This is a genomic window from Halogranum amylolyticum, from assembly GCF_900110465.1.
Taxonomy (GTDB): domain Archaea; phylum Halobacteriota; class Halobacteria; order Halobacteriales; family Haloferacaceae; genus Halogranum; species Halogranum amylolyticum.
The window spans coordinates 158,521-183,099 of record NZ_FODV01000001.1 but is presented as its reverse complement, the minus strand read 5'-3'; the positions used below and the strand labels follow the sequence as shown (position 1 = coordinate 183,099).

At 67.2% G+C, this 24,579-nt stretch carries 25 protein-coding genes; 14 read left to right on the top strand and 11 right to left on the bottom strand.

The genetic code is table 11. From position 1 onward, the window contains the following. Window positions 1–195: 195 nt before the first annotated feature. From lonB to BSG17_RS00830, 4 genes are all read left to right on the top strand, one after another. Window positions 196–2,205, top strand: a complete 2,010-nt coding sequence (gene lonB, locus BSG17_RS00845) for an ATP-dependent protease LonB (protein WP_089820578.1) — start codon at window positions 196–198, stop codon at window positions 2,203–2,205. A gap of 69 nt (window positions 2,206–2,274) precedes the next feature. Then, window positions 2,275–2,829, top strand: coding sequence for a zinc ribbon domain-containing protein (locus tag BSG17_RS00840; RefSeq protein WP_089820577.1), 555 nt, complete (start codon window positions 2,275–2,277; stop codon window positions 2,827–2,829). A gap of 174 nt (window positions 2,830–3,003) precedes the next feature. Continuing rightward, complete coding sequence (locus BSG17_RS00835; RefSeq protein WP_449271709.1) at window positions 3,004–3,378, top strand: DUF7563 family protein; 375 nt, start codon at window positions 3,004–3,006, stop codon at window positions 3,376–3,378. Between the two features lie 143 nt (window positions 3,379–3,521). Next, entirely contained in the window at window positions 3,522–3,776 is a 255-nt protein-coding gene (locus BSG17_RS00830) for a DUF7123 family protein (protein ID WP_089820575.1), read from the top strand. Between the two features lie 42 nt (window positions 3,777–3,818). Here BSG17_RS00830 and BSG17_RS00825 read toward each other — a convergent pair whose 3' ends face one another. Then, the gene (locus BSG17_RS00825) at window positions 3,819–4,664 is read right to left on the bottom strand and encodes a phosphatase PAP2 family protein (protein WP_170864676.1); all 846 of its coding nucleotides are present in this window, start codon (window positions 4,662–4,664) and stop codon (window positions 3,819–3,821) included. A 66-nt stretch (window positions 4,665–4,730) separates the two neighbouring features. Continuing rightward, a complete protein-coding gene (gene ftsZ / locus BSG17_RS00820) occupies window positions 4,731–5,915 on the bottom strand; it encodes a cell division protein FtsZ (protein WP_244531457.1) in 1,185 nt (394 codons plus the stop codon). Between the two features lie 191 nt (window positions 5,916–6,106). Between ftsZ and BSG17_RS00815 the strand changes: the two genes are divergently transcribed. Genes BSG17_RS00815 through BSG17_RS00805 form a run of 3 tightly spaced genes read left to right on the top strand, consistent with a single transcriptional unit; the run spans window position 6,107 to window position 8,419 of the window. Further along, window positions 6,107–7,360, top strand: a complete 1,254-nt coding sequence (locus tag BSG17_RS00815) for an outer membrane protein assembly factor BamB family protein (protein ID WP_089820574.1) — start codon at window positions 6,107–6,109, stop codon at window positions 7,358–7,360. Next, entirely contained in the window at window positions 7,353–8,000 is a 648-nt protein-coding gene (locus tag BSG17_RS00810; RefSeq protein ID WP_089820573.1) for a hypothetical protein, read from the top strand. Before BSG17_RS00815 ends, BSG17_RS00810 begins: the two co-directional genes overlap by 8 nt. 41 nt (window positions 8,001–8,041) lie before the next feature. After that, the gene (locus BSG17_RS00805) at window positions 8,042–8,419 is read left to right on the top strand and encodes a toprim domain-containing protein (RefSeq protein WP_244531456.1); all 378 of its coding nucleotides are present in this window, start codon (window positions 8,042–8,044) and stop codon (window positions 8,417–8,419) included. 216 nt (window positions 8,420–8,635) lie between these two features. Here the strand turns inward: BSG17_RS00805 and BSG17_RS28165 are convergent, their stop codons facing one another. Both BSG17_RS28165 and BSG17_RS26685 read right to left on the bottom strand, forming a co-directional pair. After that, the gene (locus BSG17_RS28165; protein WP_280141144.1) at window positions 8,636–8,764 is read right to left on the bottom strand and encodes a hypothetical protein; all 129 of its coding nucleotides are present in this window, start codon (window positions 8,762–8,764) and stop codon (window positions 8,636–8,638) included. Between the two features lie 129 nt (window positions 8,765–8,893). After that, a complete protein-coding gene (locus tag BSG17_RS26685) occupies window positions 8,894–9,067 on the bottom strand; it encodes a hypothetical protein (protein WP_170864675.1) in 174 nt (57 codons plus the stop codon). A 103-nt stretch (window positions 9,068–9,170) separates the two neighbouring features. Here BSG17_RS26685 and BSG17_RS00800 point away from each other — a divergent pair, with 103 nt between their 5' ends. The 3 genes from BSG17_RS00800 to BSG17_RS00795 all read left to right on the top strand — a co-directional run bounded on the left by BSG17_RS00800 (window position 9,171) and on the right by BSG17_RS00795 (window position 11,176). Continuing rightward, window positions 9,171–9,500, top strand: a complete 330-nt coding sequence (locus BSG17_RS00800) for a hypothetical protein (protein WP_139246534.1) — start codon at window positions 9,171–9,173, stop codon at window positions 9,498–9,500. Between the two features lie 121 nt (window positions 9,501–9,621). Continuing rightward, complete coding sequence (locus BSG17_RS28160; protein ID WP_280141143.1) at window positions 9,622–9,747, top strand: hypothetical protein; 126 nt, start codon at window positions 9,622–9,624, stop codon at window positions 9,745–9,747. A 178-nt stretch (window positions 9,748–9,925) separates the two neighbouring features. Beyond that, window positions 9,926–11,176 (top strand): S8 family peptidase, encoded by a 1,251-nt coding sequence (locus BSG17_RS00795; protein ID WP_089820571.1) that lies wholly within the window; start codon window positions 9,926–9,928, stop codon window positions 11,174–11,176. 28 nt (window positions 11,177–11,204) lie between these two features. On the opposite strand, the gene BSG17_RS00790 is transcribed toward BSG17_RS00795, so the two are convergent. Both BSG17_RS00790 and BSG17_RS26680 read right to left on the bottom strand, forming a co-directional pair. After that, window positions 11,205–11,378: a XapX domain-containing protein gene (locus BSG17_RS00790; protein ID WP_089820570.1), complete on the bottom strand. Its 174-nt coding sequence runs from the start codon at window positions 11,376–11,378 to the stop codon at window positions 11,205–11,207. 105 nt (window positions 11,379–11,483) lie between these two features. Continuing rightward, entirely contained in the window at window positions 11,484–11,645 is a 162-nt protein-coding gene (locus tag BSG17_RS26680) for a hypothetical protein (RefSeq protein ID WP_170864674.1), read from the bottom strand. A 480-nt stretch (window positions 11,646–12,125) separates the two neighbouring features. On the opposite strand from BSG17_RS26680, the gene BSG17_RS00785 reads away from it, so the two are divergent. Together BSG17_RS00785 and BSG17_RS00780 are read left to right on the top strand one after the other, a co-directional pair. Further along, the gene (locus tag BSG17_RS00785) at window positions 12,126–13,469 is read left to right on the top strand and encodes an aminotransferase class III-fold pyridoxal phosphate-dependent enzyme (RefSeq protein ID WP_089820569.1); all 1,344 of its coding nucleotides are present in this window, start codon (window positions 12,126–12,128) and stop codon (window positions 13,467–13,469) included. A 123-nt stretch (window positions 13,470–13,592) separates the two neighbouring features. Beyond that, complete coding sequence (locus tag BSG17_RS00780; RefSeq protein WP_089820568.1) at window positions 13,593–14,171, top strand: NUDIX domain-containing protein; 579 nt, start codon at window positions 13,593–13,595, stop codon at window positions 14,169–14,171. A 58-nt stretch (window positions 14,172–14,229) separates the two neighbouring features. On the opposite strand, the gene BSG17_RS00775 is transcribed toward BSG17_RS00780, so the two are convergent. From BSG17_RS00775 to BSG17_RS00765, 3 genes are read right to left on the bottom strand one after another with little or no spacing between them, the layout of a single operon-like run. Beyond that, window positions 14,230–15,138, bottom strand: coding sequence for an EamA family transporter (locus BSG17_RS00775; protein WP_089820567.1), 909 nt, complete (start codon window positions 15,136–15,138; stop codon window positions 14,230–14,232). A gap of 4 nt (window positions 15,139–15,142) precedes the next feature. Then, complete coding sequence (gene ilvA, locus BSG17_RS00770; protein WP_089820566.1) at window positions 15,143–16,387, bottom strand: threonine ammonia-lyase; 1,245 nt, start codon at window positions 16,385–16,387, stop codon at window positions 15,143–15,145. Further along, the gene (locus BSG17_RS00765) at window positions 16,384–17,661 is read right to left on the bottom strand and encodes an amidohydrolase (RefSeq protein ID WP_089820565.1); all 1,278 of its coding nucleotides are present in this window, start codon (window positions 17,659–17,661) and stop codon (window positions 16,384–16,386) included. The genes ilvA and BSG17_RS00765 overlap by 4 nt, the downstream gene beginning before the upstream one ends. A 136-nt stretch (window positions 17,662–17,797) precedes the next feature. Between BSG17_RS00765 and BSG17_RS00760 the strand changes: the two genes are divergently transcribed. Together BSG17_RS00760 and BSG17_RS00755 are read left to right on the top strand one after the other, a co-directional pair. Continuing rightward, complete coding sequence (locus BSG17_RS00760) at window positions 17,798–18,769, top strand: D-2-hydroxyacid dehydrogenase (protein WP_089820564.1); 972 nt, start codon at window positions 17,798–17,800, stop codon at window positions 18,767–18,769. 5 nt (window positions 18,770–18,774) lie between these two features. Further along, the gene (locus BSG17_RS00755; RefSeq protein WP_089820563.1) at window positions 18,775–21,891 is read left to right on the top strand and encodes an FAD-binding and (Fe-S)-binding domain-containing protein; all 3,117 of its coding nucleotides are present in this window, start codon (window positions 18,775–18,777) and stop codon (window positions 21,889–21,891) included. Between the two features lie 136 nt (window positions 21,892–22,027). On the opposite strand, the gene gdhB is transcribed toward BSG17_RS00755, so the two are convergent. Further along, window positions 22,028–23,326, bottom strand: coding sequence for a glutamate dehydrogenase GdhB (gene gdhB / locus BSG17_RS00750; protein WP_089820562.1), 1,299 nt, complete (start codon window positions 23,324–23,326; stop codon window positions 22,028–22,030). Between the two features lie 2 nt (window positions 23,327–23,328). Then, window positions 23,329–24,507 carry a M24 family metallopeptidase gene (locus BSG17_RS00745; RefSeq protein WP_089820561.1) on the bottom strand — a complete coding sequence of 393 codons (1,179 nt, stop codon included), beginning with the start codon at window positions 24,505–24,507 and terminating at the stop codon, window positions 23,329–23,331. Between the last annotated feature and the right edge of the window lie 72 nt (window positions 24,508–24,579).

The following is a 24,579-nucleotide window of genomic DNA, read 5'->3' as shown; positions in this document are numbered from 1 at the left end:
GATACGTCTGCCATTCCACTCGTTCTGCGGCGGTTCGTAGCTGACCGTCCGAGACGGCCGACCCTCCCGGCATCGATCGAAACTGGGCGTGAATCGACCGACCGGCCACGGCCGGTCACCGGGTTTTCTTTCACGTCGGTGTGTCGTCGACCGAGGAAAGTATATCAGCTCACGTAACAATCTAGTACGTATTCTATGACCGCTGACCCGCCCAGTGACGCGACCTCCGAAGAGAGTGAATCACTGAAGAAACAGTACGATACGACGCCGTCCACGGCGGAGAGCGCGTCGACCGCCGCGAGCGCGGTCGAACCCGAGGACGCGACGGATCTCCTCGGAGGTCTCGACGTCGAGACGAGCGAGGAGATCGAGATACCCGAGCGACTCGTCGACCAGGTCATCGGTCAGGAGCACGCCCGCGACGTCGTCACCAAGGCGGCACAGCAGCGTCGGCACGTGATGATGATCGGCTCTCCGGGGACGGGGAAGTCGATGCTGTCGAAGGCGATGGCGGAACTGCTCCCGAAGGAGTCGGTACAGGACGTCCTCGTCTATCACAACCCCGAGGACGGGAACCGACCGAAGATCAGAACTGTCCCCGCAGGGAAGGGAAAGGAGATCATCGAGGCACACAGGGCGGAAGCGCGCAAGTCCGGGCAGTTCCGGTCGTTCCTCGTGTGGGGGCTGATCTTCCTGATCCTCGGCTACTCGGTGCTCGTCTCGGGTCAACTGCTCTTGGGCGTTCTCGCGGCGGGCATCGTCTTCCTGCTGTTCCGCTCGACCGCCCGCCGCAGCAGCGCGCTGGTCCCGAACCTCGTCGTCACGGCCGACCCCGACTCGACGGCCCCGTTCGTCGACGCGACGGGCGCGCACGCGGGGGCGCTGCTCGGCGACGTCCGCCACGACCCGTACCAGTCGGGTGGCCTCGAGACGCCGAGCCATGACCGCGTCGAACCCGGTGCGATCCACAAGGCGAACAAGGGCGTGCTGTTCGTCGACGAGATCAACACGCTCGACATCCGCTCCCAGCAGCATCTCCTGACCGCGATGCAGGAACGGGAGTTTCCGATCACCGGGCAGTCCGAACGCTCCTCGGGGGCGATGGTGAAGACCGACCCGGTGCCGACCGACTTCGTACTCGTCGCCGCCGGCAACCTCGACGCGATGGAGCACATGCACCCCGCGCTCCGCTCGCGCATCAAAGGCAACGGGTACGAGGTGTACATGGACGACACGACCGAAGACACCCCAGAGATGCGACGGAAGTACGCGCGGTTCGTCGCTCAGGAGGTCGCCAAGGACGGCCGACTGCCGTCGTTCTCGCGGGCGGCCATCGCGGAGGTCGTCCTCGAGGCACAGCGCCGGGCGGGGCGCAAGGGACGACTCACCCTCGAGTTCCGGAACCTCGGCGGCCTGGTGCGCGTCGCCGGCGACGTCGCTCGCTCCGAGGACGCGACGGTGACCACCCGCGACCACGTGTTGCAGGCGAAGCGCCGCGCGCGCAGCATCGAACAGCAGATCGCCGACGACTACATCCAGCGCCGCAGGGACTACGACGTCGCGATGATCGAGGGGTCGGTCGTCGGACGGGTCAACGGGCTCGCCGTCATGGGGGAGGACTCCGGTATCGTGCTCCCCGTCATGGCCGAGGTGACGCCCTCGCAGGGTCCGGGTTCGGTCATCGCGACGGGCAAACTCCAAGAGATCGCCAAGGAGGCCGTCCAGAACGTCTCGGCGATCGTCAAGAAGTACTCGGAGAGCTCGCTCCACGAGCGGGACGTCCACATCCAGTTCGTGCAGGCCGGACAGGGCGGCGTCGACGGCGACTCGGCGTCGGTCACCGTCGCGACGGCGGTCATCAGCGCGCTGGAGGGGGTCGGCGTCGACCAGTCGACCGCTATGACCGGCTCGCTGTCGGTGCGCGGCGACGTCCTCCCCGTCGGCGGCATCACCCACAAGATCGAGGCGGCCGCGAAGGCCGGCATGAAGCGAGTGATCATCCCCGCCGCGAACCTGCAAGACGTGATGGTCGAAGACGAGTACCGGGAGCTGGTCGAGATCGTCCCCGTCTCGCACATCAGCGAGGTGCTCGCGTACGCCCTCGACGGGTCGCCGGACGTCGATTCGCCGCTCGGTCGACTGCTCGAGATCGCCGACACGGTGTTCGACGGCGTCGGCCGTGGCGGGAGCCCAAGCCCCCAGTAGGCGGTCCCGCGACGTCGGCGGTTCTCCCCTGTCCGGGTACTTTTAACTCGAGGCGACCAAGCGTGAGCCATGACGACGCCCTCCGGCTCCGAGTCGAGTCGAACCCGTGATCCCGACGAGGCGTTCTGTCGGGACTGCGGTGCGAGAATCAGCGCACAGGCCGAGATCTGCCCGGAGTGTGGCATCCGACAGCTGCCGCCGCCGCGGTCGTCCGTCGACTCCGCGCTCGGCGAACTGCTCGAGGGTGGCAACCCCTTCGTCGCCGCCGCACTCTCGGCACTGATTCCGGGACTCGGCCAGTTGTACAACCGCGAGTTGGAGAAGGGACTCGGGTTCATCGTCGCGAGTCTCTTCGCCGTGCTGTCGGCGGTGATCGTCGTCGGGTTCGTTCTGTACCCGATCATCTGGGTGTACGCCATCTATGACGCGTACACGACCGCGGAGCGGGCGGCCGTCGACCGGGACGGCCCCCGAGCCGCAGCGACGACGCGGACGGACGCCGTCGCGACCGACGACACCGGCACTAGCGGCACCGACGACGCCACCGTCGACGCCTCGACGACCGATCATCTCGGAGACGCAGACCGTCCAACCGACGGAGAGAAACGGGAGCAGTCGAACTGATCGGCTGAACCGAATCGAGCGACGGTACCGAGTCGGACGGTCGGTCGACCGGCCGCCGATTCCTATCAGCATTCTTCACGTACCGGGTTTCGAGAGTATGTGGACCATACCGGTGGCGTACGCCCTCGATACTTATGCTACGCTCTCACGTGTCACTGTTCGGTGGGAAGAGAGATGCCAGCGTGTGCAACCTGTGGAGGATACGTGTCACCCGACTTCGTCCGGGTGTTCGGAGACAACGACCGAACCGTCCGTTCCTGTCTCGCGTGTCGCGGGGCGGGGCCGGAACCGACCGACTCGGTCGACCCCGCGGAGCGGGACGCGGTCGAACTCGTCGCGAACACGTCGGGGTCGTCCGAGCAACTCGCCGCCCAGACGGACGCGACGACGGACGACGAGGACGGGATCTCCGTCACGGTCGACGACTTCGACGACGCCGACGTCGTCGCAGCCGACGTCATCGCACCGGAACCGCCGACGGTGAGCGCGGACGCCGGCCGCTCGCGGTTCGGCTTCTTCCGAGCCGTGTTCTCCAAACAACGACCGTAAAATCGCGTAGCAACGGTCTCGAAAGATTGAGAAACGTTTCTTCGATCACGTTTCGCCCTGGTTCGGGACGAATCAGACGAAAACAGAGTTCATATTGTCTACACTACTTGCAGCCGGCGTGCCTGGGGAAACGTGAAGTCACCATGAGTACGACTGCACCACAGCCCGCCCTCGAATCGCCCTCCAAAGAACTTCGGCTGGCGAACTACCTGCGGGAGAAGACGGCCGAGAAAGGCGGTGAACTCTACTTCAAGGGGAAGTTCATCGCCGACGACGTCGGTCTCTCCTCGAAAGAGATCGGCGCGCTCATGCTGAAACTCGCCGAGTCGGCCCCCGACCTCGAAGTCGAGAAGTGGTCGTACACGAACGCCACCACGTGGCGCGTCGCGTTGACCTGAGTCGGTGCATCGACGCCGACGACACGGTCCGAATCCGCGACCTCATCCGACCCGTCGGAACGGGACGGCGACCGTCCCGCGCCACGTCGTCGCCAGCGGCAACAGGAGGATGCCGGCGACGAGCACTGCGTTGAGCGCGACGACGCCGACGCCGATCCCGCTCGCGACGGTCTGGACCGTCCGCACGACGACGATGAAACCGAGACCGGCGACGATCAGCAGTCCGCGTTCGAGTCGCGACGTCGGGTCGGGGAGTTCGTCGAGTTTGGTACTGCCCAGCCAGCCACCGATCGACCCGCCGAGAGCGACGAGCGTCTCGGTCATCACGCCGGCGACGACCAACGCCGGCACCGACGCCAGTGTGGCGATGGCGAACCCCCGTCTCGGAGAGCCGTCAGTGAGTCGCCACAGTCCGCCGAGAAGCGCCAGCCCGACGGCGAATCCGACGAGGACGTCCCCCAGATAGTGGACGCCGATGACGACTCGAGAGAGCCCGACGAGCAGCGCGAGGACGCCGGCGGCGACGGCCGCCCACCGTGACCGGAACCGGTCGGTCGCGACGACGAGTCCGCCGTAGGCGACGACGGCGGCGACGGCGTGGCCGCTCGGAAACCCCCAGGGGTCGTTGTCGTGGGTGACCAGCTGTTCGGCGGCGGGCGGACGCGGGAGGCCGAACCCGGCTTTGAGCGCCAGGACGACGCCGAGCGCCGTCAGCGTGAAACTGACGACGAGCGCGGTCGCTCGGCGTTCGGCCGTCCAGTAGAGCACCGAGAGGAGAAGCATCAGCGCGGTCGCCCCGCCGAGCGTCGTGATCGCCGCGAACACCGGAACGAACTCCGGCGGCACGGCGTCGGCGACGAGGCGACTGAGTTCCACGAGTCGAACCATGTCGGCCGGTCGGCCGCTCGGGTGATGAACGTGTCCGTTCGTGGATAGAAGCTCGGGCGGGGCTCGTTACCAGTCGACCTCGGTCTGTTCCGGCGTCAGACTCGCCGGCGTGACGCCGGTCGCGATGAGCATGACGCGCATCTCCTCGTCGACGTCCTCGTCGACGGACGCGCCCCAGATGATACGTGCGCCGGGGTCGACGCGTTCGTAGATGTCTTCGACGACGCCCTCCGCCTCCGCGATGCTCATGTCGGGGCCGCCGGTGACGTTCACCAACACGCCCGTCGCACTGCTGATGTCGGCGTCGAGCATCGGCGAGCGCAGCGCCGAGTTGATGGCGTTGTCCGCGCGGTAGTCGCCCTCGCCCTCGCCCATGCCGACGAGCGCCATCCCGCCGCGACCCATGATGGTCTTGACGTCGGCGAAGTCGAGGTTGACGAAGCTCTCGGTGGTGATGAGTTCGGAGATCCCCTTCACCGACCGCATCAACACCTCGTCGGCGACCTTGAACGCCTGTTCGACCGGGAGGTTACCGACCGCGTCCAAGAGCCGGTCGTTCTGGATGACGATGAGCGTGTCGCTCTCCTCGCGGAGTCGGGAGACGCCACCCATCGCGTTCTCCATCCGGACCTTCCCCTCGGAGGCGAACGGCATCGTCACCACGCTGATGGTCAACGCGCCGGCGTCGCGGGCGGTCGCGGCGACGACCGGAGCCGACCCGGTGCCGGTGCCGCCACCCATCCCGGCGGTGACGAACACCATGTCGGCGTCCTCGACAGTGTCGCGGATGTCCTGTTGGCTCTCGTAGGCGGCGTCTGCGCCGTTCTTCGGGATCGACCCGGCACCGCGACCGCGGTCCTGTCTCCCCTCCGCCCCGAGGAGGATCTTCTCGTCGGCGTCCGTCCCGACGAGGTCGTGGACGTCGGTGTTCGCCGCGACGAGTTTCGTCCCCGTGACGCCGACCTCGGCGAGTCGGTTGACGGTGTTACAGCCGGCACCGCCGCAGCCGACGACCGTGATGTTCGTCTCCAGCGTCTCGAGGATCTCGATCAGTTCCTCGTCCGTCATCCCCGGGTCTGTCGACGACGTCGTCGCCCCACCCAGCTCTCCGTTCGACGACGTGGCGTCGAACGTCTCGTCGTTCTCCAGATCCTCCTGGTCGTGGTCGGGCCATCCGCCGACGTCGCCGCCGAGATCGGGCGCGTCCTCGGCGGAAGAGACGTCGGCATCGTCGTTCTCTCGTGAATCCATTGAGTAGTGGGGGCTTTTGCCCCCGGGGGGAAAAAGTAGACGGCTGCGATCGACCGGAGCACAAGAGATTTGATACGTCAACACACAGACCGTTCGTATGCCCGTCCGCTCTCCCTCCACGTTCGGCGACTGTCAGCCGTCTCTCGTGTCGCCGTCTCTTTCGACACGCAGATCCCCGGCAGAGTCGACCGATGCGGGGTGGCGTCGTGTCGCCTGAACGACAGCGACAGCGAGGGAGCCAGCGGACGCGACGAAACGTGCTGCGGGCCGGCCTCGTCGCCCTCGGCGTCGGACTCGCCGGCTGTAGTTCGTCGTGTCCCGATTCGGACCCACCCGACCCGAACGTCACCCTGCGAGTCGGGGGGTCCGAGACGGGGACTGCGGCGACCCCACTCCCCGAGCAGACACACGACTGGTCGCAGTACCGCTTCGACGCGGGTCACACCGGGTTCGGCGACGGCAACACTGTCCCGACAGCCGACCCGCGCGTCGCGTGGCGTCGGGGGCTGACGGCGGCGGGCGCGTCCGACGAGGCCAGTCCGCCGGCGCTGGCCGACGGGACGCTCTACGTCGGCGGCGACAACGGCGGACTCACCGCCTTCGAGGCGACGACCGGAGAGCGACGCTGGACCCACGACCGGGTCGGCACGACGGTCACACCGGCCGTCGCCGGCGGCTCCGTGTACGTCCACGACGCCCACGGCGTGGTCTCGCTGGCGAGCGACGACGGCTCCGTCGAGTGGGAGATGTCGCTCCCGTTGCCGACCGCCGCGCCGACCGTCCACCGCGACGCCGTCGTCGCGTCGGCGAAGCGAGGCGTCGTCGCGTTCGACCGCGAGACCGGCACGCGACGGTGGGAGGCGACCGCGAGCACGACCGAGGGACCGCCGGCCGCGTTCGGGTCGTCGGTGTTCGTCGCCGACGAGACGCTCGCGGCGTACGACCTCGTCGACGGGACGCGCCGGTCGCTGACGGTGGGCGGCCGCCGACCGGGGCCACCGGTCGCCACGGAGTCGACGCTGTACGTCGGGTCGTACGACGGCCTCCGCGCCAGCGCGCACGACGGCGACGAGCGGTGGACCTACGAGCGACAGACGGGCGGGTTCGCGACGCCCGTCGTCACCGACGAGCTCGTCTACGCCGTCGAACAGCCGCCGGAGGGACCGAGTGCCGTCTTCGCGCTCGACACCGACTCGGGCGACCCGACGCCGAGATGGTGTTCATGGCTCGGCGAGGGGGTCGCACGGGCCGCGACGAGCGACGCCGTCCTCGTCGGGACGGACGACGGTCGCACGCTCCAGCAGTTCGCCTCGCGGTTCGGCGAGGTGGGATGGCAGCTGCGAGCGCCGGGGCGGATACGGCCGCCGGCCGTCGGGACGGACGCCGTGTTCGTGACGACGGATCGCGGACAGGTCGTCGCACTCGCGGAGGCCGCAGATGCGTAGCCGACTCTCGTCGGTGACAGTTCGGCCGCGGTGGGTGCTGGCGTGCGGCGTCGTGACGCTCGTCGCCTGCGCCCTGGTGGTCGTCGCGACGGTCGTCGAGACGCTCGTAGCGAGACCCGACTCGTTCGTGTTCCGCCCGCCCGTCACCCACCCCCAGTTCGTCCACTCGGTCGTCCTCCCGATCACGTGGGTGCTCGCGGCGTTCGGGTTCTGGGTCGGTCTCCTCGGCCTGTGGCTCCGCGACCGCCGAGCGTACGGGACGCTTCGCCATCTCCTCGCGTTCGCGTCGGTGCTCGGCGTCGGCCTCGTCGCGGTGGCGTCTCTCGGGTTCGCCGTGACCCACCTGAACGAACTCGTCGGCGACGTCGCCGAACCGACGGGGATGGTGAGCGCGCTCCTCGCAGTCGTCGGCGGTGCGCTCGCGCTCGTCGGACTGTGCCTCTACGGCCTCGTGTTAGCCCGCCGCGGCCCCGCACGGCGGGTCGGAGTCGCGCTCGTCGGCGGACTCCCGCTGACCGCGGTCGCGCTCTCGGCGTCGGCGTTCGCGACCCTCCTCCTCGCCGTCGCCTTCGGGACGCTCGGCTCCGCGCTCGTCGACGACCCCACACCAGCCCCGTCGCCGTCGACGGAGCCGCACTGACCGAGAGATACAGGCTCCGTCGGTCCCTCTAGAGACGTGCTATGACAGTCCAGAGACCGGAGCCGTGGGTCGAAGAGCTCGCGACGGCGGTCCGACGGATGAGTCTCGAGGTCGACGCCGCCATCGTCGAGGGGCGGAACGACGAACGCGGGCTTCGGCGCGCCGGGTTCGAGAACCCCATCTACCGGTGTGCGGAGGCCGACGGGCTCGTCGCGTTCGCCTCGTCGATCTCGGAACCGGAGGTGGTGATCCTGACCGACTTCGACCCCGCAGGCCGACGGCTGAACGCCCGACTCCGCGAACTCCTCCCGGGGCGTCGCGTCCGCGTCGACTGGCGACGGCGGGTCGGGAAGACGCTAACCGCACACGGACGGCGCGACGTCGAGTCGCTGAACAACCTGTTTACACGGACGTGGTAGCCACTCTCGGTCGTTGAGACCCACCGGAACGCTCTCTCCGAAGCACCCGGTGGGTGTGGAGTGTGGCATTCCGGTGGTGTCCATGCAAAACGCATGGACAGTCGTCTGTTGACCGTGGAGCCGGATGAAACTACTGTTCCACGACACCGTGGCCGCGGCCCGGGAGGCGCGAACCGTCGGTCCGCCCCGTCGCCGTCTCGGCGCGGTCTCGGCGCGTCACTCCGCCGGTTCCGGACACCGACCGGCGGCGAGGATCGTCATCTCCGCGTTGACTCGTGTGAGTCCCCGTCGGACGTTGTTGTAGTCCCGATCAGCAGGGGCTTCCCGCGTCGATGTCTGTCGCATGACAACGTCTGGTACGGAGTGTGTTCACTAAGCTATACACAGGGTAGCGTCCGCTAAACGGACGTGAACAGTGCTGAACGGTCGCTGCGAACGGTATAGAACCGTCGGACGAGGTCGCCGCGACCCTCCTCACCGGTTGGCGACGTACCGTGCGACGACGGCGATAGGGATGACGGGGATCGCGAGCGCAGTCACGATCAATACGACGAGAATTACGGCCTTGGTCACCGTTCCCGAGTCGTCCCAGACGGCTCTGGTGATGTCGTCGATACCACGTGCGACGCGTTGGAGTCGACTCGCCATACGACCACTCGGCGGCCCACGCGCCTGTGTGTTGCGGCCGAAGTCGCTCGTGCAGGCATATACAGCCCACAGTCGGATACGCGAGGCGGGCCGACTGTGAACAATGGCGTACGAAATGCACGATCCTGTGTGGACGGGTACTGCATACACTCACGACGGTGTGCAGAGAGTCGGCGACGACGGGAACACGGAACGGTTCTCCGCCGTGGCGGACCACTATCTCCTCTCGGCATCCGGCTTTCCACCGGAGTGGCCGACCGACCTCGAACTGAAGATCGTCGACGAGGAGATGAATCTCAACCGTGAACTACTCCGCTCGGCGCGCACACGACTCGAACAGCTGGACGACCTCGACCCCGAACCCAAAGCCGTCGTCGACGACAGACTCACGACGCTGCTCGCCGAGCACTTCGAGGACGCCGGGTTCGAGTAGCACCGACGCCGACAGTCCGTTCGCATATCTCCCTTACGTTCGCTTCGTCGCCGTCCTTTGGAACCATCTAACCGAATATATCGGGTTCATAGTATTACTCACGTCTCCCGTCGGTGAGCGTATGAGTACGAGAACCACCGGTCAGCCGAACTTCAGTCAGATTCGAGACGGACTCGTTCGTGTCGACGCCGAACTCGACGTCTTCGACGCCGACCGACTCCCCGAACCGGCAGAGCCGAGTCTCTAGTCGTCGCCTCTGTGACGTGCCATACGCTCCGCCGTCGACGGCGGGAGGTCGGGCAGGTCGGTGTTTTTCTTCGCGTTTGGCCGTTCAATTTACCACGTAGTAGTGTCGACTGATAACACTGTGTGGTGAACACACACCATACCGGAGCGTTCGTCCGAACGACTGCGAACAACCCACTATGCAAGACTGGATCATCTTCACCACGGGCCGCCCAGAGTTCCTGTACGGGACGGACTGTACCGTCCTCGAGACGTATCACTTCGGCGACGACGTCGGGTCGGCCGCCCACGTCGAGTGTGAGGACCCGCCCTCGACGATCCGACGCTGGGACCGTCGCATTCGAAGCGTCGAGTCGAACTACGACATCGGCCTCCGGACCGCGCTCGACTTCGTCACCGAGTCGAACGCCGCGGTCGCGACCATCGAAGACGTCCGACAACTGCACGACGTCCCGACGGACGGTGCGACCGGCTCGGGACAGACGGTCGTCGCGATGGACTCCGGCGTCGACACGAGTCACCCGCTCTTCAGCGACAGGTCGATCCGCCAGGTAGACGTGACCGGCAGCGGGTCCGGCGACGCCGTCGGACACGGAACGGCCGTCCTCGGTCAGACCACGCGACTGGCACCCGAGGCGGAACTGATCTCGCTCCGCATCTTCGGCTCGGAGGGGCGGACGAAGACCAACGTCATCATGCGCGCGTACGAGTGGCTCCACGCACACGTCGACGAGTACGACGTGGTGAACATGTCGTGGGGGTCGAGCGAGGCGTCCGACCAGATCGACCGCGTCCACGACAGACTGGTCGAGAAAGGCGTCCGCGACGTCGTCGCCGCCGGCAACACCGGAGACACGAGCGGCAGTCCGGCGACGGCGGAGCGTGCGTTCAGCATCGGTGCCTGCACCGAGGACGGTCAGATGGCCGAGTTCTCCTCTTACAACCCGCAGGGGGACAACCCCGACGTCTCCGCCATCGGGAAGGACAACCGCCTCGCACAGGCCTCCGGGACGACGATGGGGACTCAGCTCTCGGGGCCGTGGGTGAAAGCGTCCGGAACGTCGTTCGCCGCACCCGAGGTCGCAGGGATGGTCGCGAAGTATCGCAGTCGGGAGGGTGCGGTGCCCCCGAAGGAGATCCTGACCGCCTTCGAGCGACACGCCCGCGACATCAGAGGCGAACCACGGGATGGGGCGGGACTCGCCGACTACGCTGCGACCGTCGGCCGGTCGACCGAACCCGACGAGGGCGACGGGGAGTGGCCGACGACGACCGTGCGAGTCGCCGAGGCGGACGCGGGCGACCGACTCACGTTGTCGGACGACTGGTTCGCGTCAGGCGAGTACACGGCGACCCGTCTCAGTCAGTCGGCGACGGAGACGATACTCCACCTGACGCCGAACGGAACGGAAAACGAGAGATCGAAGTAGCGCGACGACCGCGTTCGGAGACGGTCACCTAGAGGAGCGCGGCCGACGCCCACTCGACGAGCCGGTAGCCGAGAAAGACGCCGACGACGCCCATCACACCCGCGAAGTTCGGCGGGGCGGGGATCGGGACGCCGGCAGCGTTGAACACCGCCCCGGTCAACATCCCAGTCAGCGTCGCGAGAAGAACGAGCGTGAGATCCATCGGTATCCACAGTGAGTAAACGGGTGCTGAAAGGCGTTACGAGAGGCGTCGCCGACGCACGACGCGCCGTCGAGCGAGTGACTCGGTCGGTCTCCTGAGCGAGAACTACTCGTCCGACCCGGACGGTCCCATCAACTGCCAGGCGTGGCTCGCCCACTCGGTGTCGACGTCGGGCCACGAGTCGAACAGATAGTAGTGTACGAGCGAGTACACGGCGAGATAGCCGACGACCAGGCAGCCGAGCTTCTTGGCGACGTTCCTGAGCATACGAACGCTACGAGCCCTCGACGCAAGAACGCTATGGTTTGGTTTTCACAATACTATACACGCCCCCTGCCGTTTCCGACCGCGAGAACTGGCGGTTCCCGACCTACCGCGCCAGTCCAATAACTTCTCTCCAAATGTCTCTCACGACTCGAGCGAGAGACGACAGCCTCCTGTTTGGCTTTCCTGTGTTCGAACGGTCTCTGGGGCGACAATCTTCTGGCACACTCACGGTAGCCGGTTAGTACCCTCGACGGCGAATTAGCGGAGAGACGAACTCGAGACGAGCTCTCACCACTGCAGATCGTCTCGTTGGAGGTCCTCCGGAACATACAGTTAGACAGATATGATTGTACCTCCTGCGGCTCGGCGAGGCCGGCGTTACCAGGGGTGTGGCCCACCATCGAGATCGACGTTCGCCTCTCTCGGGAGCCAATCACACTCACCATCAGATTTAATGTATGGCGTTCACACTTGTTGTGTATGGACAGGCACACCGCCGAGCCGACAGCAGAGGCTCTCCCCGGTCCGAACGCGACGGAGTGGGTCGAGTTCCACACGAAACACGCCGCACCGAGCGAGTACTCCCACGAGTTCGTCTGGGACATCACCCGTGAGGCCGACGGACCGTTCGTGACCGACGTCGACGGCAACGTGCTTCTCGACTTCACCTGTCACATCGGTGCCGCGCCGCTCGGCTACAACAACGAGAAGGTGCTCGGCAAACTCCGGGAGTTCGATCTCGTCGAGCCGATGAAGATCGCCGGACAGGACATGTACTTCGGCGCGGGCGAGACCCCCGAGGAGAGCGAGTTCCCGGGATCGAGTCACCTGATGGAGAAGCTCTGTGACGTCTCCAGCCAGTACGGGATGGACACGGTGTTCCTCTCGAACTCCGGGGCCGAGGCGGTCGAGAACAGCATGAAGATCTCCTACGACAACACGCCGCAGGCGAAGTACGGCTTCGCCTTCCAGGACAGTTTCCACGGGCGGACGTTCGGGACGCTCTCGGTGACCCGCTCGAAGGAGGTCTACACCCGGCACTATCCGGAGCTCTCCGGGATGCGGATGGTGCCGTTCTGCGACGACCGCGGCTGCAGCCCCGACAGCTGCGACTGTGGATTCTTCGCCGGGGAGGGCTCACAGCTGCGGACGATGCTTCACCCGAAACACGGCCACATCAACCCCGAAGAGGTCGCGTTCATCGTCCTCGAACCGATCCAGGGCGTCGGCGGCTACCGCTTCCCCAGCACCGAGTTCATGCAGGAGGTCCAGGACGTCAAAGAGCAGTACGACATCCCGCTCGTCGTCGACGAGATCCAGTCGGGCGTCGGTCGGACGGGCGAGATCTGGGCGTCGGACCACTACCCGATCGAACCGGACGTCATCGCCAGTGCGAAGGCGCTCCGCGTCGGCGCGACCATCTCCCGCTCGGAGCTGTTCCCGTCGGAGAAGAATCGTTTGGGATCGACGTTCGGCGGCGGCGACCTGCTCTCGTCGATGCAAGGCGTGTTCACGCTGGAGGCGATCGAGGAGTACGACCTCCTCGACAACGCGACCGCCCGCGGCGAGCAGGCGAAAGAGCTGGTCCGCGACGACGCACCCGACTACGTCGAAGACGTCCGCGGGAAGGGGCTCATGCTCGCCATCGAGTTCGACACGCCCGAGCGCCGAGACGCCGTCGTCGAGGAGGCGCTCAAACGCGGGCTGCTCACGCTCGGCTGTGGCGCGAAGACGATCCGCCTGCTGCCGCCGCTGGACTCCACCGAACGTGAGATCGAACTCGGCGTCGGCATCTTCACCGACGCGATCGCCGCGGCGCAGTAGGCTCTCGTCTTCTCCCGCGAACGATCTCCTCTCTCAGGCGATCCTTCCACCGTCTCCGAACTCGTTCTCTCGAGCCGACCGACCGGACCGGAGAACTATCGTTCTGGCACGGCTACTGTGTGTATGGTCAACTTCCCACCCGAGTACTGTCCGTACTGCGGGACGGCGCTCTCGACGGTTGACCCGCCGACGGTCAGCCACTGCGACTCGTGTGACGACGCCGTCTTCCACAACCCCACACCCGGCGGCAGCGTCGCCGTCGTCGACGGAGGAGGCCTCCTCCTCGTCGAGGACTTCCGCGACCCCGGGGGGTGGAAACTCCCGAGCGGTCGGTTCGAAGTCGGTGAGACGCCGCGAGAGGGCGCGATACGCGAACTCGAAGAAGAGACGGCTCTCTCTGTCGACCCTGCTGCGCTCACCTATTGTTACGACGCGACGGTCGAACCCGTGGAGGGCATGCAGCTGGTCACGATCACCTTCGCGACGACGCGCGCGGCGACTACGGGGACGCTCCGAGCGGGGTCGGACGCGACGGACGCCCGGTTCTGGCGCCCCGCCGAGTTCACCGCGTCGGACCAGTCGTTCACCGAGACGCACGTGAAGCGGTTCGGCTCCGACAGCCTGTCGTGGTTGCACGGCGTCGCCGAGCGTGCGCTCGCAGACGGAGCCGTCTCGGGGTCCGCGTCGGCGTCGGAGGAGTGAGTCGTCGGTCGGGTGGCGCTCGTCTCCGCCTCCGCTCGGACGACCTGCCCGCCTCCACTCAGACAACCTGCACCGCGGCCGCGCCGAGGACGATTGCCATCACCGCCGCGAGTACCCACGGCGACTTCGGGGGCTCCCGGGCCGCCGCGTACGTGCCGACCACGACGACGAGCGGATACGTGCTCACCAGCGGCAGCACGGTCACGACCGTCCCCAGATCGAGCGCGAGGAACATCGCGTACCACCCCGTCCCGACCGTGACGCCGGCGAACAAGAACGCGCCGAGCGCACGCGGACTGGCCCGCCGGACGTACTGCCGTGCGCCCCGAGACCCGAGTGCGACCGGCGCGACCAGAAGCAGGGCGGCGGTCTGCGCGACGGCCGTCGCGACCAGCGTGTCTGCGTAGCCGTCGAGGCCGACCTTCACGAGGACGAACGACGCGGCGAGCAGCACGGCTCCGAGACTGGGGACGAGCAGGTCCCGCGGCGTCGCCCCCCTCAGTTCGCGGCGGACGGCGTCGACGTCGTCGACGTCCGTCGCGGGTCGTACGAGTTGGAGGCCGGCGACGCCCGCGACGACGAGACCGACGCCGAGGGCTTCGACGGCAGTGAACTGTTCGCCGAGCACGGGGACGGCGAGGAGCGCGCCGACGGCCGGGTTGGCGGCGAGGATTCCCGCCGCGACGGAGGGACCGAGACGGTCGATACCTTCGTAGAACAGGAGTCGACTCAAGCCCGGGTCGGCGACGCCGGCGACGACGAACGGAACGAGGACGCCGAGCGCGGGGGCGGCCGGGACTCCTCGTTTCACTCCCACGACGGTCCAGAGCACCGCGGTACTCGTCGCGAGCGTCAGCGTCGTCGCAGCCAGTATCCCGGTGTCGTCCTCTCGGGACAGTCCGTACTGGACCGCGAGCGTCTGCATCCCGAAACAGAGCGACGCGACCAGGGCGAGTTGAACCGACATCGGGTCAGTCCAGCGTCTGTGACGTGACCGTCACGCCGTCGAGCGCGTCGAGCGCGTCGACGACCGACCGGAGATGGTCGGGGCCGCTCCCCTCGATGCCCAATCTGAGAGGCGTTCGGTTCGGGTCGTCTGCCGCCGTTCGACGCGTTCGCTCCAAGACGTCCAGTTCGGCACCCCGCGACTCGACTGCCTCCGTCACACGGCCGACGCCGGTCGGCCAGTCCGCGACGGCGACGTCGACGTCGGCGTAGCGACCGAGTTCCATCAGTCCGGCCCGCGCGAGTTCGCCGTGTTCGGTGAGGTTCACGTTCCCACCGGAGACGACGGCGGCGACGTGTTCGTCGTCGACGTCGACCGCACCTGACAGGAGGGCGGCGACGGGCGCGGCACCGGCCGTCTCGACCACCGTCTTGGCCCGTTCGGCGAGCAGCGTCAGCGCGACGCTCATCTCCGAGTCGCTCACCGAGACGACGTCGTCGACGCGTTCGCGGACGACCGCGAACGTCTTCTCCAGCAGGCGGGTGTCGGCGATCCCCTCGGCGACCGTGTCGATCTCGGGGAGTTCGCGGATCTCGTCGTGTTCCAGCGACGGCTTCGCGTGGTACGCTCCCTCCGGCTGGACGCCGACGACGCGGATCGAGGGGTCGTGCTCCTTGAGCACGGTGGCGATACCGGAGATGAGGCCGCCACCGCCGATGGAGACGAGGACGGTGTCCAGCTCGGGGTACTGATCGAGCAGTTCGCGGGCCACCGTCCCCTGGCCGGCGATGACGCCCTCGTCGTTGAACGGGTGGACGAACTCCAGCTCCTCTTCCTCGGCGAGGTCCAGCGCGTACTCGTAGGAGCGTTCGTAGATGTCGCCCTCGACGATGACCTCCGCGCCGTAGCCGCGGGTGGCCTCGATCTTCGCCGCCGGCGTCACCTCCGGGACGACGATCGTCGTGTCGACGTCAAGGAGGTCGCCCGCGAGCGCGACGCCCTGTGCGTGGTTGCCGGCGCTGGAGGCGACGACGCCGCGTTCCTTCACGTCGTCGGGGAGTTGCGCCATCGTGTTGTACGCGCCGCGGATCTTGAACGACCCCGTCCGCTGCATGTTCTCGAGCTTGAGGCCGACCGAGGCCGCGCCGCTCATCTCGGCGAAGGTGGTCGAGGTGTCCAAGGGAGTCCGGTGGGTGACGTCGGCGATGCGGTCGTGGGCGGCCGCCACGTCGTCGACGGTGACGACCTCCGGTGCGCCCGGGTCGCTCATCGCTCACCACCGACCGACAGCACGGCGTTCGTCAGCACGTCGACGCCGATCGAGAGGCTCCGCTCGTCGACGTCGAACGTCGAGGTGTGGTGGCTCGTCGGATGGTCCGTCCCGACGATGAGGTACGCCGCGTAGCCACCCTCCTCCTGGACACGCTCCATCAGGAACGTGGCGTCCTCGCTCGCGCCGAAGTCAGCCGTCGGCGTCACCGTCTCGACGCCGTCGACGCCGCGGGCGGCGTCGGCGACGACGTCGACGAGTTCCGGGTCGCTGTCGGCGCGCGGCGACTCGCTGACGACGTCGACGTCGGCCGTACAGCCGTGCATCTCCGCGGCGGTGTGGAGCGTGTCGACGAGTCTCTCCTTCGTGTACTCCATCAGTTCCGTCGTCTCGCCGCGCGCCTCGCCGAGCACGTTCACCTCGTCGGCGACGACGTTGCTCGCGGTGCCACCCTCCGCGCGACCGATGTTGACCCGCGTCATCCCGTCGCTGTGACGTGGGATCGCGTAGGTGTTCTGGATGGCCGTCCCGAGCGCCTGCATCGCGTTGTCGCCCTCGTTCGGAGCCTTGCCTGCGTGCGCCGACGTCCCTTCGAACGTCGCGTCGACGTGGCACATCGCCAGCGGCCGTTCGATGCCGGCGACGACCTCACCGGTGGGGTGGTCGAGGCCGACGTGAGCGGCGAAGAAGTAGTCGATGTCGGCGCAGTAGTCGCTCTTCGCCATCGGACAGCCGCCGCCGGAGACCTCCTCCGCCGGCTGGAAGAAGACGGTGAACGTCCCCGCGAAGTCGCTGTCCTTGATCGCCTCGAGCACGGCGACCCCCCACGTCATGTGGGCGTCGTGGCCGCAGGCGTGCATCGACTCGTCGTACTCCGATCGGAACCCCTCGGCCGCCGGGAGGTGGCTCTCGTCGGTCGACTCCTCGATGAACAGCGCGTCGATGTCGACGCGGAGACCGACCGACGGACCCTCGCCCCGTTCGAGGACGGCGACGACGCCGGTGTTCCCCCCGGCCATCGTCTCGAGAAGCTCCTCGTCGGCTCCGCGCTCGCGTGCGCGGTCGACCCAGCGTTCCAAATCCTCTTTCGCGGGTGCGGCCATCCGGTCGGCCGGGTCGTACGCCTCGGGGCCGACCGCGAGGTCGTCGACGCCGATGCGCCGGAGCTCCTCGACGAGGCGGTGAGTGGTGTAGAACTCCCGCCATGCGGGTTCGGGATGTCTGTGGAGGTCGCGCCGTAACGATACCAGTCGGTCTGTGACCGGTGCGGACATATGAGCCACATTCACACTCGACACACTTAACTGTACACAGGATCCGTTGATGTCGAATACACAAAAAGACTAAGTTGAACAGTGACAATCACACACTACGGACACGCGTCTCGCCAGACGCAGGTACGAGCTAACTATGAGTGAGAACGCCGACGTTGTCGTCCTCCGCGAGGGGACGGAAGGACTGTCGATGGAATCGTACGCCGACCAGCTGCGCGAGCGTCTCCCGGACGCGACGGTCGCGCTCGCCCGCACGCCGAGACAGGAGCGTGAACTCGTCGAAGACGCCCGCGTCGTCACGGGCAACTCGATCGACGAGGACCTGCTGGCGCGGGCAAAGAACCTCGAACTGTTCGCCTGCACGTTCGCCGGAACGGACCACGTCCCGATGGACGAACTCGAGTCTCGGGGCATCGCCGTCACGAACGCCGGCGGCATCCACGCGCCGGGCATCGCCGAACAGGCAATCGGCAACATGCTCGTCTTCACCCGCCGCCTCCACGAGGGGTGGCGACGCAAACAGCAGGGGCAGTGGCGCCACTTCCAGTCCCACGAGTTCACCGACTCCACGGTGACGGTGATCGGACTCGGCTCGATCGGCCAGGCGGTCGTCCAGCGCCTGCAGGGGTTCGAGGTCGAAACGATCGGCATCCGTTACACGCCCTCGAAAGGTGGGCCGACCGACGAAGTGCTCGGCTTCGACGAGGACGACGTCCACGAGTCGCTCTCCCGGAGCGACTACGTCGTCGTCGCCTGCCCGCTCAACGACCTCACGCGAGGGCTCGTCGGGAGCGAGGAGCTGGCGACGATGCCGACCGACAGCGTCCTCGTCAACACCGCCCGCGGCGGCATCGTCGACACCGACGCGCTCGTCTCGGCGCTCCGTTCCAACAAGATCCGCGGGGCCGCGCTCGACGTCACCGACCCCGAACCGCTGCCGGCCGACCACCCCCTGTGGGGGCTGGAGAACTGTCTCGTCACCCCCCACACCGGCGGTCACACGCCGAAACACTGGGACCGACTCGCCGACATCGTCGGCGAGAACGTCGAGCGACTCGGCTCCGGCGACGAGCTAGTGAACCAAGTGCTCGCCCCGGAGCAGAACTGACCGCGATGGCGACACAGGACCCCCGTCTCCAGGACGACGCGTCGACCGACCCGGCCGACGACGACCGAGCGCAGTACGACTACACCGGCGGGTCGGTCGAACGGGAGGGGCTCGTCGCCGACCTGCAGGCGCTCGTCGACGGCAACGTTCGGTTCGACGAGTACTCCCGACAGCTGTACGCGACCGACGCCTCCGCCTACGAGGTGACGCCGGTGGGCGTCGTCTTCCCGCAGTCGACCGACGACGTCGCCGCCGTCGTCGACTACTGTGCGGACCGCGAGATCCCTGTCCTCCCCCGTGGAGGCGGAACGAGTCTCGCCGGACAGGCGACCAACGAGGCGGTCGTCCTCGACCTGAGCGTCCACATGAACGAACTCGTCGACGTCGACCCGGACGGTCGCGTCGCCGACGTCCAGGCCGGTGCGGTGCTCGCGGATCTGAACGCGACGCTCGAACCGCACGACCTGAAGTTCGCGCCCGACCCGGCCGCCGGCGACCGGAGTACGGTCGGCGGTGCGATCGGCAACAACTCCACCGGCGCACACTCGCTGAAGTACGGCAAGACCGACGCCTACGTCGAGGCGGTCGAGGTCGTCCTCGCCGACGGTTCGGTCGCGACGTTCGGCGAGGTGACGCTGGAGGAGCTCCGCGAGCGCGCCGACCCCGACGGCGACGTGGAGAGTCGCATCTACGCCGCGCTCGCGCACGTCGTCGACGAGGAGGCCGAGACGATCCGCGAGGTCTACCCTCAGCTGAAGCGCAACGTCTCCGGCTACAACCTCGACCGACTCGTCCGGGAGGCCAAGTCGGGGTCGGTCAACCTCGCGCGCGTCTTCGCGGGCAGCGAGGGGACGCTCGGCGTGGTGACGGCGGCGACCGTCTCGCTCGAACCGATCCCCGAGACGAAGTCGGTCGCGCTACTGACGTACCACGACCTGCTGGACGCGATGGCCGACGTCGACACCATCGTCCGCAACCACGACCCCGCCGCCGTCGAGGCGATCGACGACGTACTCCTCGATCTCGCCCGCGACACCGAGGAGTTCGCGGAGGTGGCGGCGATGCTCCCCGAGGAGACCGAGACGGCGCTGCTCGTCGAGTTCTACGCCGAGGACGCGGAGCACGGTCGACAGCAGGTCGCGGACCTCGTCACCGATCGCGTGCCGTCCGCGACGCCGAGCGTCGAGGGCGACGCCGACGCAGACGACGTAGACCGTCCGGCCGACGACCCCGCACGCGCCTTCGACGTGCTGGAGGCGTACGACGCCGAGGAGCGGGCGACGCTCTGGAAGCTCCGCAAGAGCGGGATGCCGATCCTCCTCTCTCGGACCACAGATGCGAAGCACATCTCGTTCATCGAGGATACGGCCGTCCCGACGGAGAACCTCGCGGACTACGTCGCCGACTTCCAGACGGTGCTCGACGAGAACGACACGTTCGCGTCGTTCTACGCCCACGCCGGCCCCGGCTGTATGCATATGCGGCCGCTCGTCGACACCAAGAGTCCGGCGGGCGTCGCCCAGATGGAGTCCATCTCCGACGCCGTCACCGACCTCGTCGTCGAGTACAACGGCTCCGTCTCGGGTGAACACGGCGACGGCCGCGCGCGGACGCAGTGGAACCGGAAGCTGTACGGCGAGGAGGTCTGGCAACTGTTCCGCGACCTGAAGACCGCCTTCGATCCCGACTGGCTGCTCAACCCGGGGCAGGTCTGCGGCGACGTCGACATGACCGAGAACCTCCGGTTCGGCGGCGACTACGACTTCGACGCCGGTTTCGACCCGGCGCTGAACTGGCGGAACGACAACGGGTTCCAGGGGATGGTCGAACTCTGTCACGGCTGTGGCGGCTGCCGCGGCCAGCAGGAGACCACCGGCGGCGTGATGTGCCCGACCTACCGCGCCGCCGAGGAGGAGAGCGTCGCCACTCGCGGCCGGGCGAACATGCTCCGGCAGGCGATGAGTGGCGACCTCGACGACGAGTCGGTCGACACCGAGTTCATGAGCGAGATCATGGACCTCTGTGTCGGCTGTAAGGGTTGTGCCCGCGACTGTCCAAGCGAGGTCGACATGGCGAAGCTGAAAGCCGAGGTCGAACACGCCCACCACGAGGAACACGGTGCCGGCATCCGCGAGCGACTGTTCGCCAACGTCGACACGCTCAACGAACTCGGGTCGACGTTCGCGCCACTGTCGAACTGGGCCGCGAAGGTGCCCGGCGCACGAACGGTGATGGAGAAGACCGTCGGCATCGCCGAGGAGCGGTCGCTGCCGACGTTCCACCGCGAGAGCTTCGAGGAGTGGTTCGAGGCCCGCGGCGGACCGCAGGTGCCAGCGTCACAGGCGACGCGGAAGGTGCTGCTGTTCCCCGACACCTACACCAACTACAACCACCCCGATGCGGGGAAGGCTGCCGTCCGGGTGCTCGAGGCGGCGGGCGTCCACGTCCGTCTCCCCGAGGGGGTCACCTCGACCGGTCGCCCGGCGCACTCGAAGGGGTTCCTCGAGCTCTCGCGCGAGCGGGCGGCGACGAACGTCGACGCGCTCGCCCCGCGGGTCGCAGACGGCTGGGACGTCGTCCTCATCGAACCCTCCGACGCCGTGATGCTCCAGTCGGACTACCTCGACCTGCTGTCGGGCCGCGACGTCGAACGTATCGCGGCCAACACCTACGGCGTCTGCGAGTACCTCGACCGGTTCGAGTTCGAACTTGCGTTCGACGCTGATTCGACAGCCCCCACATCGCCGACGACCGATGCCGGCTCGGCATCTACCTCGCCGGCGACCGATGCCGGCTCGGCATCACTCACCTACCACGGCCACTGTCACCAGAAGGCGACGAAGAAGGACCACCACGCCGCTGCGGTGCTCGCCGACGCCGGCTACGACGTCGACGTGCTCGACTCCGGCTGCTGTGGGATGGCCGGCTCGTTCGGCTACGAGGCCGAACACTACTCGATGAGCGAGGCCATCGGGAACATCCTCTTCGAACAGGTCGACGACAGCGACGGCGAGGAGGTCGTCGCCCCCGGTGCGTCCTGCCGGACGCAACTCGGCGACCGCGAGGGCGGCGAGACGCCGACCCACCCCATCGAGAAGGTCGCCGCGGCGCTCGGAAACTGAGTCGTATCGGCGGTCTCGCTGCTGTCCTTTCGGCTTTCCACTGCTGTCCTCTCGGCTCTCTGTTTCTGTCCGCATCGCTCCTCGTCGACCGTCGACAATGAAAAAACAGCAGCGGAGTCTGAACCGCCCCGACTCGTCAGGGCCAGAGGCCGCGCGTCGCTTTGGCCGTCGCGACGCGGTTGAGCGCGACGACGTACGCGGCGTCACGCCACGTCACGTCGCGCTCTTCGACCTCCTTCCGCACCGCGTTCCACGCTTTCAGCATCTCGTCTTCCAGCTCCTCGTGGACCCGGTCGAGCGTCCACTGGCGGCGGTTGATGTCCTGTAGCCACTCGAAGTACGACACCGTCACCCCGCCGGCGTTGGCGAGGATGTCCGGGAGGACCGGGATCCCGCGTTCCTCGAAGATGGTGTCTGCCGCGAACGTCGTCGGCCCGTTGGCGCCTTCGACGACTAGGTTCGCCTGCACGTCGTCGGCGTTGTCGGCGGTGAGCACGTTGCCGACGGCCGCTGGGATGAGCACGTCGACGTCGAGTTCGAGCAGTTCCTCGTTGCCGAGTTTCCGCGGCGCGTCGTAGCCCGAGACCATCCCCGGACGCTCGTCGTGGCCCATCACGTCCTTGGTGTCGAGACCGTCGGGGTCGTAGATGGCGCCGTCGACGTCGGAGACGGCGACGACGTCTGCCCCCCACTCGTCGAGCGCGCGGGCAGCGTTGGCACCGACGCTCCCGTACCCCTGGACCGCGACGGTGGTGTTCTCGATCTCCCAGTCGTAGTAGTCGATCGCCTCCCGCGTGACGATGGCGACGCTCCGTCCCGGTGCCTCCTCACGGCCGTACGATCCACCGATGACCGGCGGTTTGCCGGTGACGACGCCGGGGGTGGTCTCGCCCTGTTGCATCGAGTAGGCGTCCATGAACCACGCCATCGTCTGGGCGTCCGTCCCCATGTCGGGTGCCGGGACGTCCTGCTTCGGTCCGACGACGTCGCGGAGTTCCTCGGCGAACCGGCGGGTGAGCCGCTCCTTCTCCCCGGTGCTCAGCTGTTTCGGGTCGACGGCGACGCCGCCCTTCCCGCCGCCGAAGGGGATGTCCATGACGGCGCACTTCCACGTCATCCACATCGAGAGGCCGATACACTCGTCGGCGTTGACCTCGGGGTGGTAGCGGAGGCCACCCTTGTACGGGCCGCGGACGTCGTCGTGCTGGGCGCGGAACCCCGTCAGCACCTCCAGCTCGCCGTCGTCACGCTTGAGCGGGACCGAGACGCGCTGGACCTTCGTGGGGTGTTTGAGTCGCTCGACGACGCCGTCGTCGACGTCGACGTGCGTCGCGGCACGGTTCAGTTGGCGGCGCGCGGTGGTGAGCGCCGATTCGGTCGCCTCTTCGTTCTCTGTCGTGTCGACGTCTTCTGCGGTTGATTTTGGTTTGGACATGGTTACGTAGAGAACAGCTCCTGCGGGAAGTCTGCAAGCACTTCGGCACCGTCGGAGGTGACGCGGAACGTCTCGCTGAGTTCGACGCCGAAGTCGTCGAACCAGAGGCCGGGGATCATGTGGAACGTCATGTTCTCCTCGAGCACCGTCTCGTCGCCCGGGCGGAGGCTGGCGGTGTGTTCACCCCAGTCCGGCGGGTAGCCGAGCCCCATCGAGTAGCCGATGCGTTCCTCCTTCTCGAGGTCGTACTTCTGGATGACGTCGCGCCACGCCCGCTCGACGCGTTCGCAGGTGACGCCCGGTTCGGCGACGTCGAGCGCGGCGTTGACGCCCTCGACGACGATCTCCATCCGATCCTGCATCTCCTGTGGCGGGTCGCCGACGTACGTCGTCCGCGCGAGCGGGGAGTGGTAGCGATGCCGACAGCCGGAGAGTTCGATGATGACCGGGTCCCCCTGTTCGAACGGGCGGTCGGTCCACGTGAGATGCGGCGTCCCGGTGTGGTCGCCAGAGGGCATCAGCGGGACGATCGAGGGGTAGTCGCCGCCGTACTCGTCGGTACCGTCGATGAGCGCGTTGTAGATGGCGCGGGCGGCCTCCGACTCGGGGACGCCCTCCTCGATGGCGTCGAGCCCGGCCGCCATCGCGTTCTCGGAGATGCGGGCGGCCTCGCGCATATAGTCGAGTTCCTGTTCGGACTTCTTGACGCGGACCCAGTTGACGAGCAGGGTCGTGTCCTCGAACTCGGCCTCGGGGAGGTTCTGCTGGAGGCGCAGGTAGGATTTCGCCGTGAAGTAGTAGGCGTCCATCTCGAGGCCGATGCGCGCGTCGTCGACGCCGAGATCTTCCAACACCTCGGCGAAGAAGTCCATCGGGTGGAGGTCGTACGGCGACTGGACGTGGTCGTCGCTGTAGGCGCGGATGCTCTCCTCGCCGAGCCACGTCGTCGCGCGTGCGCCGTTGGCGTCCTGTCCGCGTCCGACCCAGACGGGTTCGTCGCGGTCCTGCGTGACGATGACCGCCTGGTGGACGTAGAACGACCAGCCGTCGTACCCCGCCAGATAGTTCATGTTCGCCGGGTCGGCGATCACGAGCGCGTCAAGTTCCCGTTCGCGCATCCGCTCTTTCGTCTGCTCGATTCGTCTCTCGTACTCGCCTGCGGTGAACACTGACTGTGGCATGCTACCCGTTCTCGAAAGTGGGTTGGTCGAACAACTATTTTAATTTTTTGTGTACGACGATTACGGTTCGTG

Coding starts and splice junctions, on each gene's coding strand:
- lonB (WP_089820578.1), top strand. CDS start 196: ATGACCGCTGACCCGCCCAGTGACGCGACCTCCGAAGAGAGTGAATCA.
- BSG17_RS00840 (WP_089820577.1), top strand. CDS start 2,275: ATGACGACGCCCTCCGGCTCCGAGTCGAGTCGAACCCGTGATCCCGAC.
- BSG17_RS00835 (WP_449271709.1), top strand. CDS start 3,004: ATGCCAGCGTGTGCAACCTGTGGAGGATACGTGTCACCCGACTTCGTC.
- BSG17_RS00830 (WP_089820575.1), top strand. CDS start 3,522: ATGAGTACGACTGCACCACAGCCCGCCCTCGAATCGCCCTCCAAAGAA.
- BSG17_RS00825 (WP_170864676.1), bottom strand. CDS start 4,664: ATGGTTCGACTCGTGGAACTCAGTCGCCTCGTCGCCGACGCCGTGCCG.
- ftsZ (WP_244531457.1), bottom strand. CDS start 5,915: ATGGATTCACGAGAGAACGACGATGCCGACGTCTCTTCCGCCGAGGAC.
- BSG17_RS00815 (WP_089820574.1), top strand. CDS start 6,107: ATGCGGGGTGGCGTCGTGTCGCCTGAACGACAGCGACAGCGAGGGAGC.
- BSG17_RS00810 (WP_089820573.1), top strand. CDS start 7,353: ATGCGTAGCCGACTCTCGTCGGTGACAGTTCGGCCGCGGTGGGTGCTG.
- BSG17_RS00805 (WP_244531456.1), top strand. CDS start 8,042: ATGACAGTCCAGAGACCGGAGCCGTGGGTCGAAGAGCTCGCGACGGCG.
- BSG17_RS28165 (WP_280141144.1), bottom strand. CDS start 8,764: ATGCGACAGACATCGACGCGGGAAGCCCCTGCTGATCGGGACTACAAC.
- BSG17_RS26685 (WP_170864675.1), bottom strand. CDS start 9,067: ATGGCGAGTCGACTCCAACGCGTCGCACGTGGTATCGACGACATCACC.
- BSG17_RS00800 (WP_139246534.1), top strand. CDS start 9,171: ATGGCGTACGAAATGCACGATCCTGTGTGGACGGGTACTGCATACACT.
- BSG17_RS28160 (WP_280141143.1), top strand. CDS start 9,622: ATGAGTACGAGAACCACCGGTCAGCCGAACTTCAGTCAGATTCGAGAC.
- BSG17_RS00795 (WP_089820571.1), top strand. CDS start 9,926: ATGCAAGACTGGATCATCTTCACCACGGGCCGCCCAGAGTTCCTGTAC.
- BSG17_RS00790 (WP_089820570.1), bottom strand. CDS start 11,378: ATGGATCTCACGCTCGTTCTTCTCGCGACGCTGACTGGGATGTTGACC.
- BSG17_RS26680 (WP_170864674.1), bottom strand. CDS start 11,645: ATGCTCAGGAACGTCGCCAAGAAGCTCGGCTGCCTGGTCGTCGGCTAT.
- BSG17_RS00785 (WP_089820569.1), top strand. CDS start 12,126: ATGGACAGGCACACCGCCGAGCCGACAGCAGAGGCTCTCCCCGGTCCG.
- BSG17_RS00780 (WP_089820568.1), top strand. CDS start 13,593: ATGGTCAACTTCCCACCCGAGTACTGTCCGTACTGCGGGACGGCGCTC.
- BSG17_RS00775 (WP_089820567.1), bottom strand. CDS start 15,138: ATGTCGGTTCAACTCGCCCTGGTCGCGTCGCTCTGTTTCGGGATGCAG.
- ilvA (WP_089820566.1), bottom strand. CDS start 16,387: ATGAGCGACCCGGGCGCACCGGAGGTCGTCACCGTCGACGACGTGGCG.
- BSG17_RS00765 (WP_089820565.1), bottom strand. CDS start 17,661: ATGTCCGCACCGGTCACAGACCGACTGGTATCGTTACGGCGCGACCTC.
- BSG17_RS00760 (WP_089820564.1), top strand. CDS start 17,798: ATGAGTGAGAACGCCGACGTTGTCGTCCTCCGCGAGGGGACGGAAGGA.
- BSG17_RS00755 (WP_089820563.1), top strand. CDS start 18,775: ATGGCGACACAGGACCCCCGTCTCCAGGACGACGCGTCGACCGACCCG.
- gdhB (WP_089820562.1), bottom strand. CDS start 23,326: ATGTCCAAACCAAAATCAACCGCAGAAGACGTCGACACGACAGAGAAC.
- BSG17_RS00745 (WP_089820561.1), bottom strand. CDS start 24,507: ATGCCACAGTCAGTGTTCACCGCAGGCGAGTACGAGAGACGAATCGAG.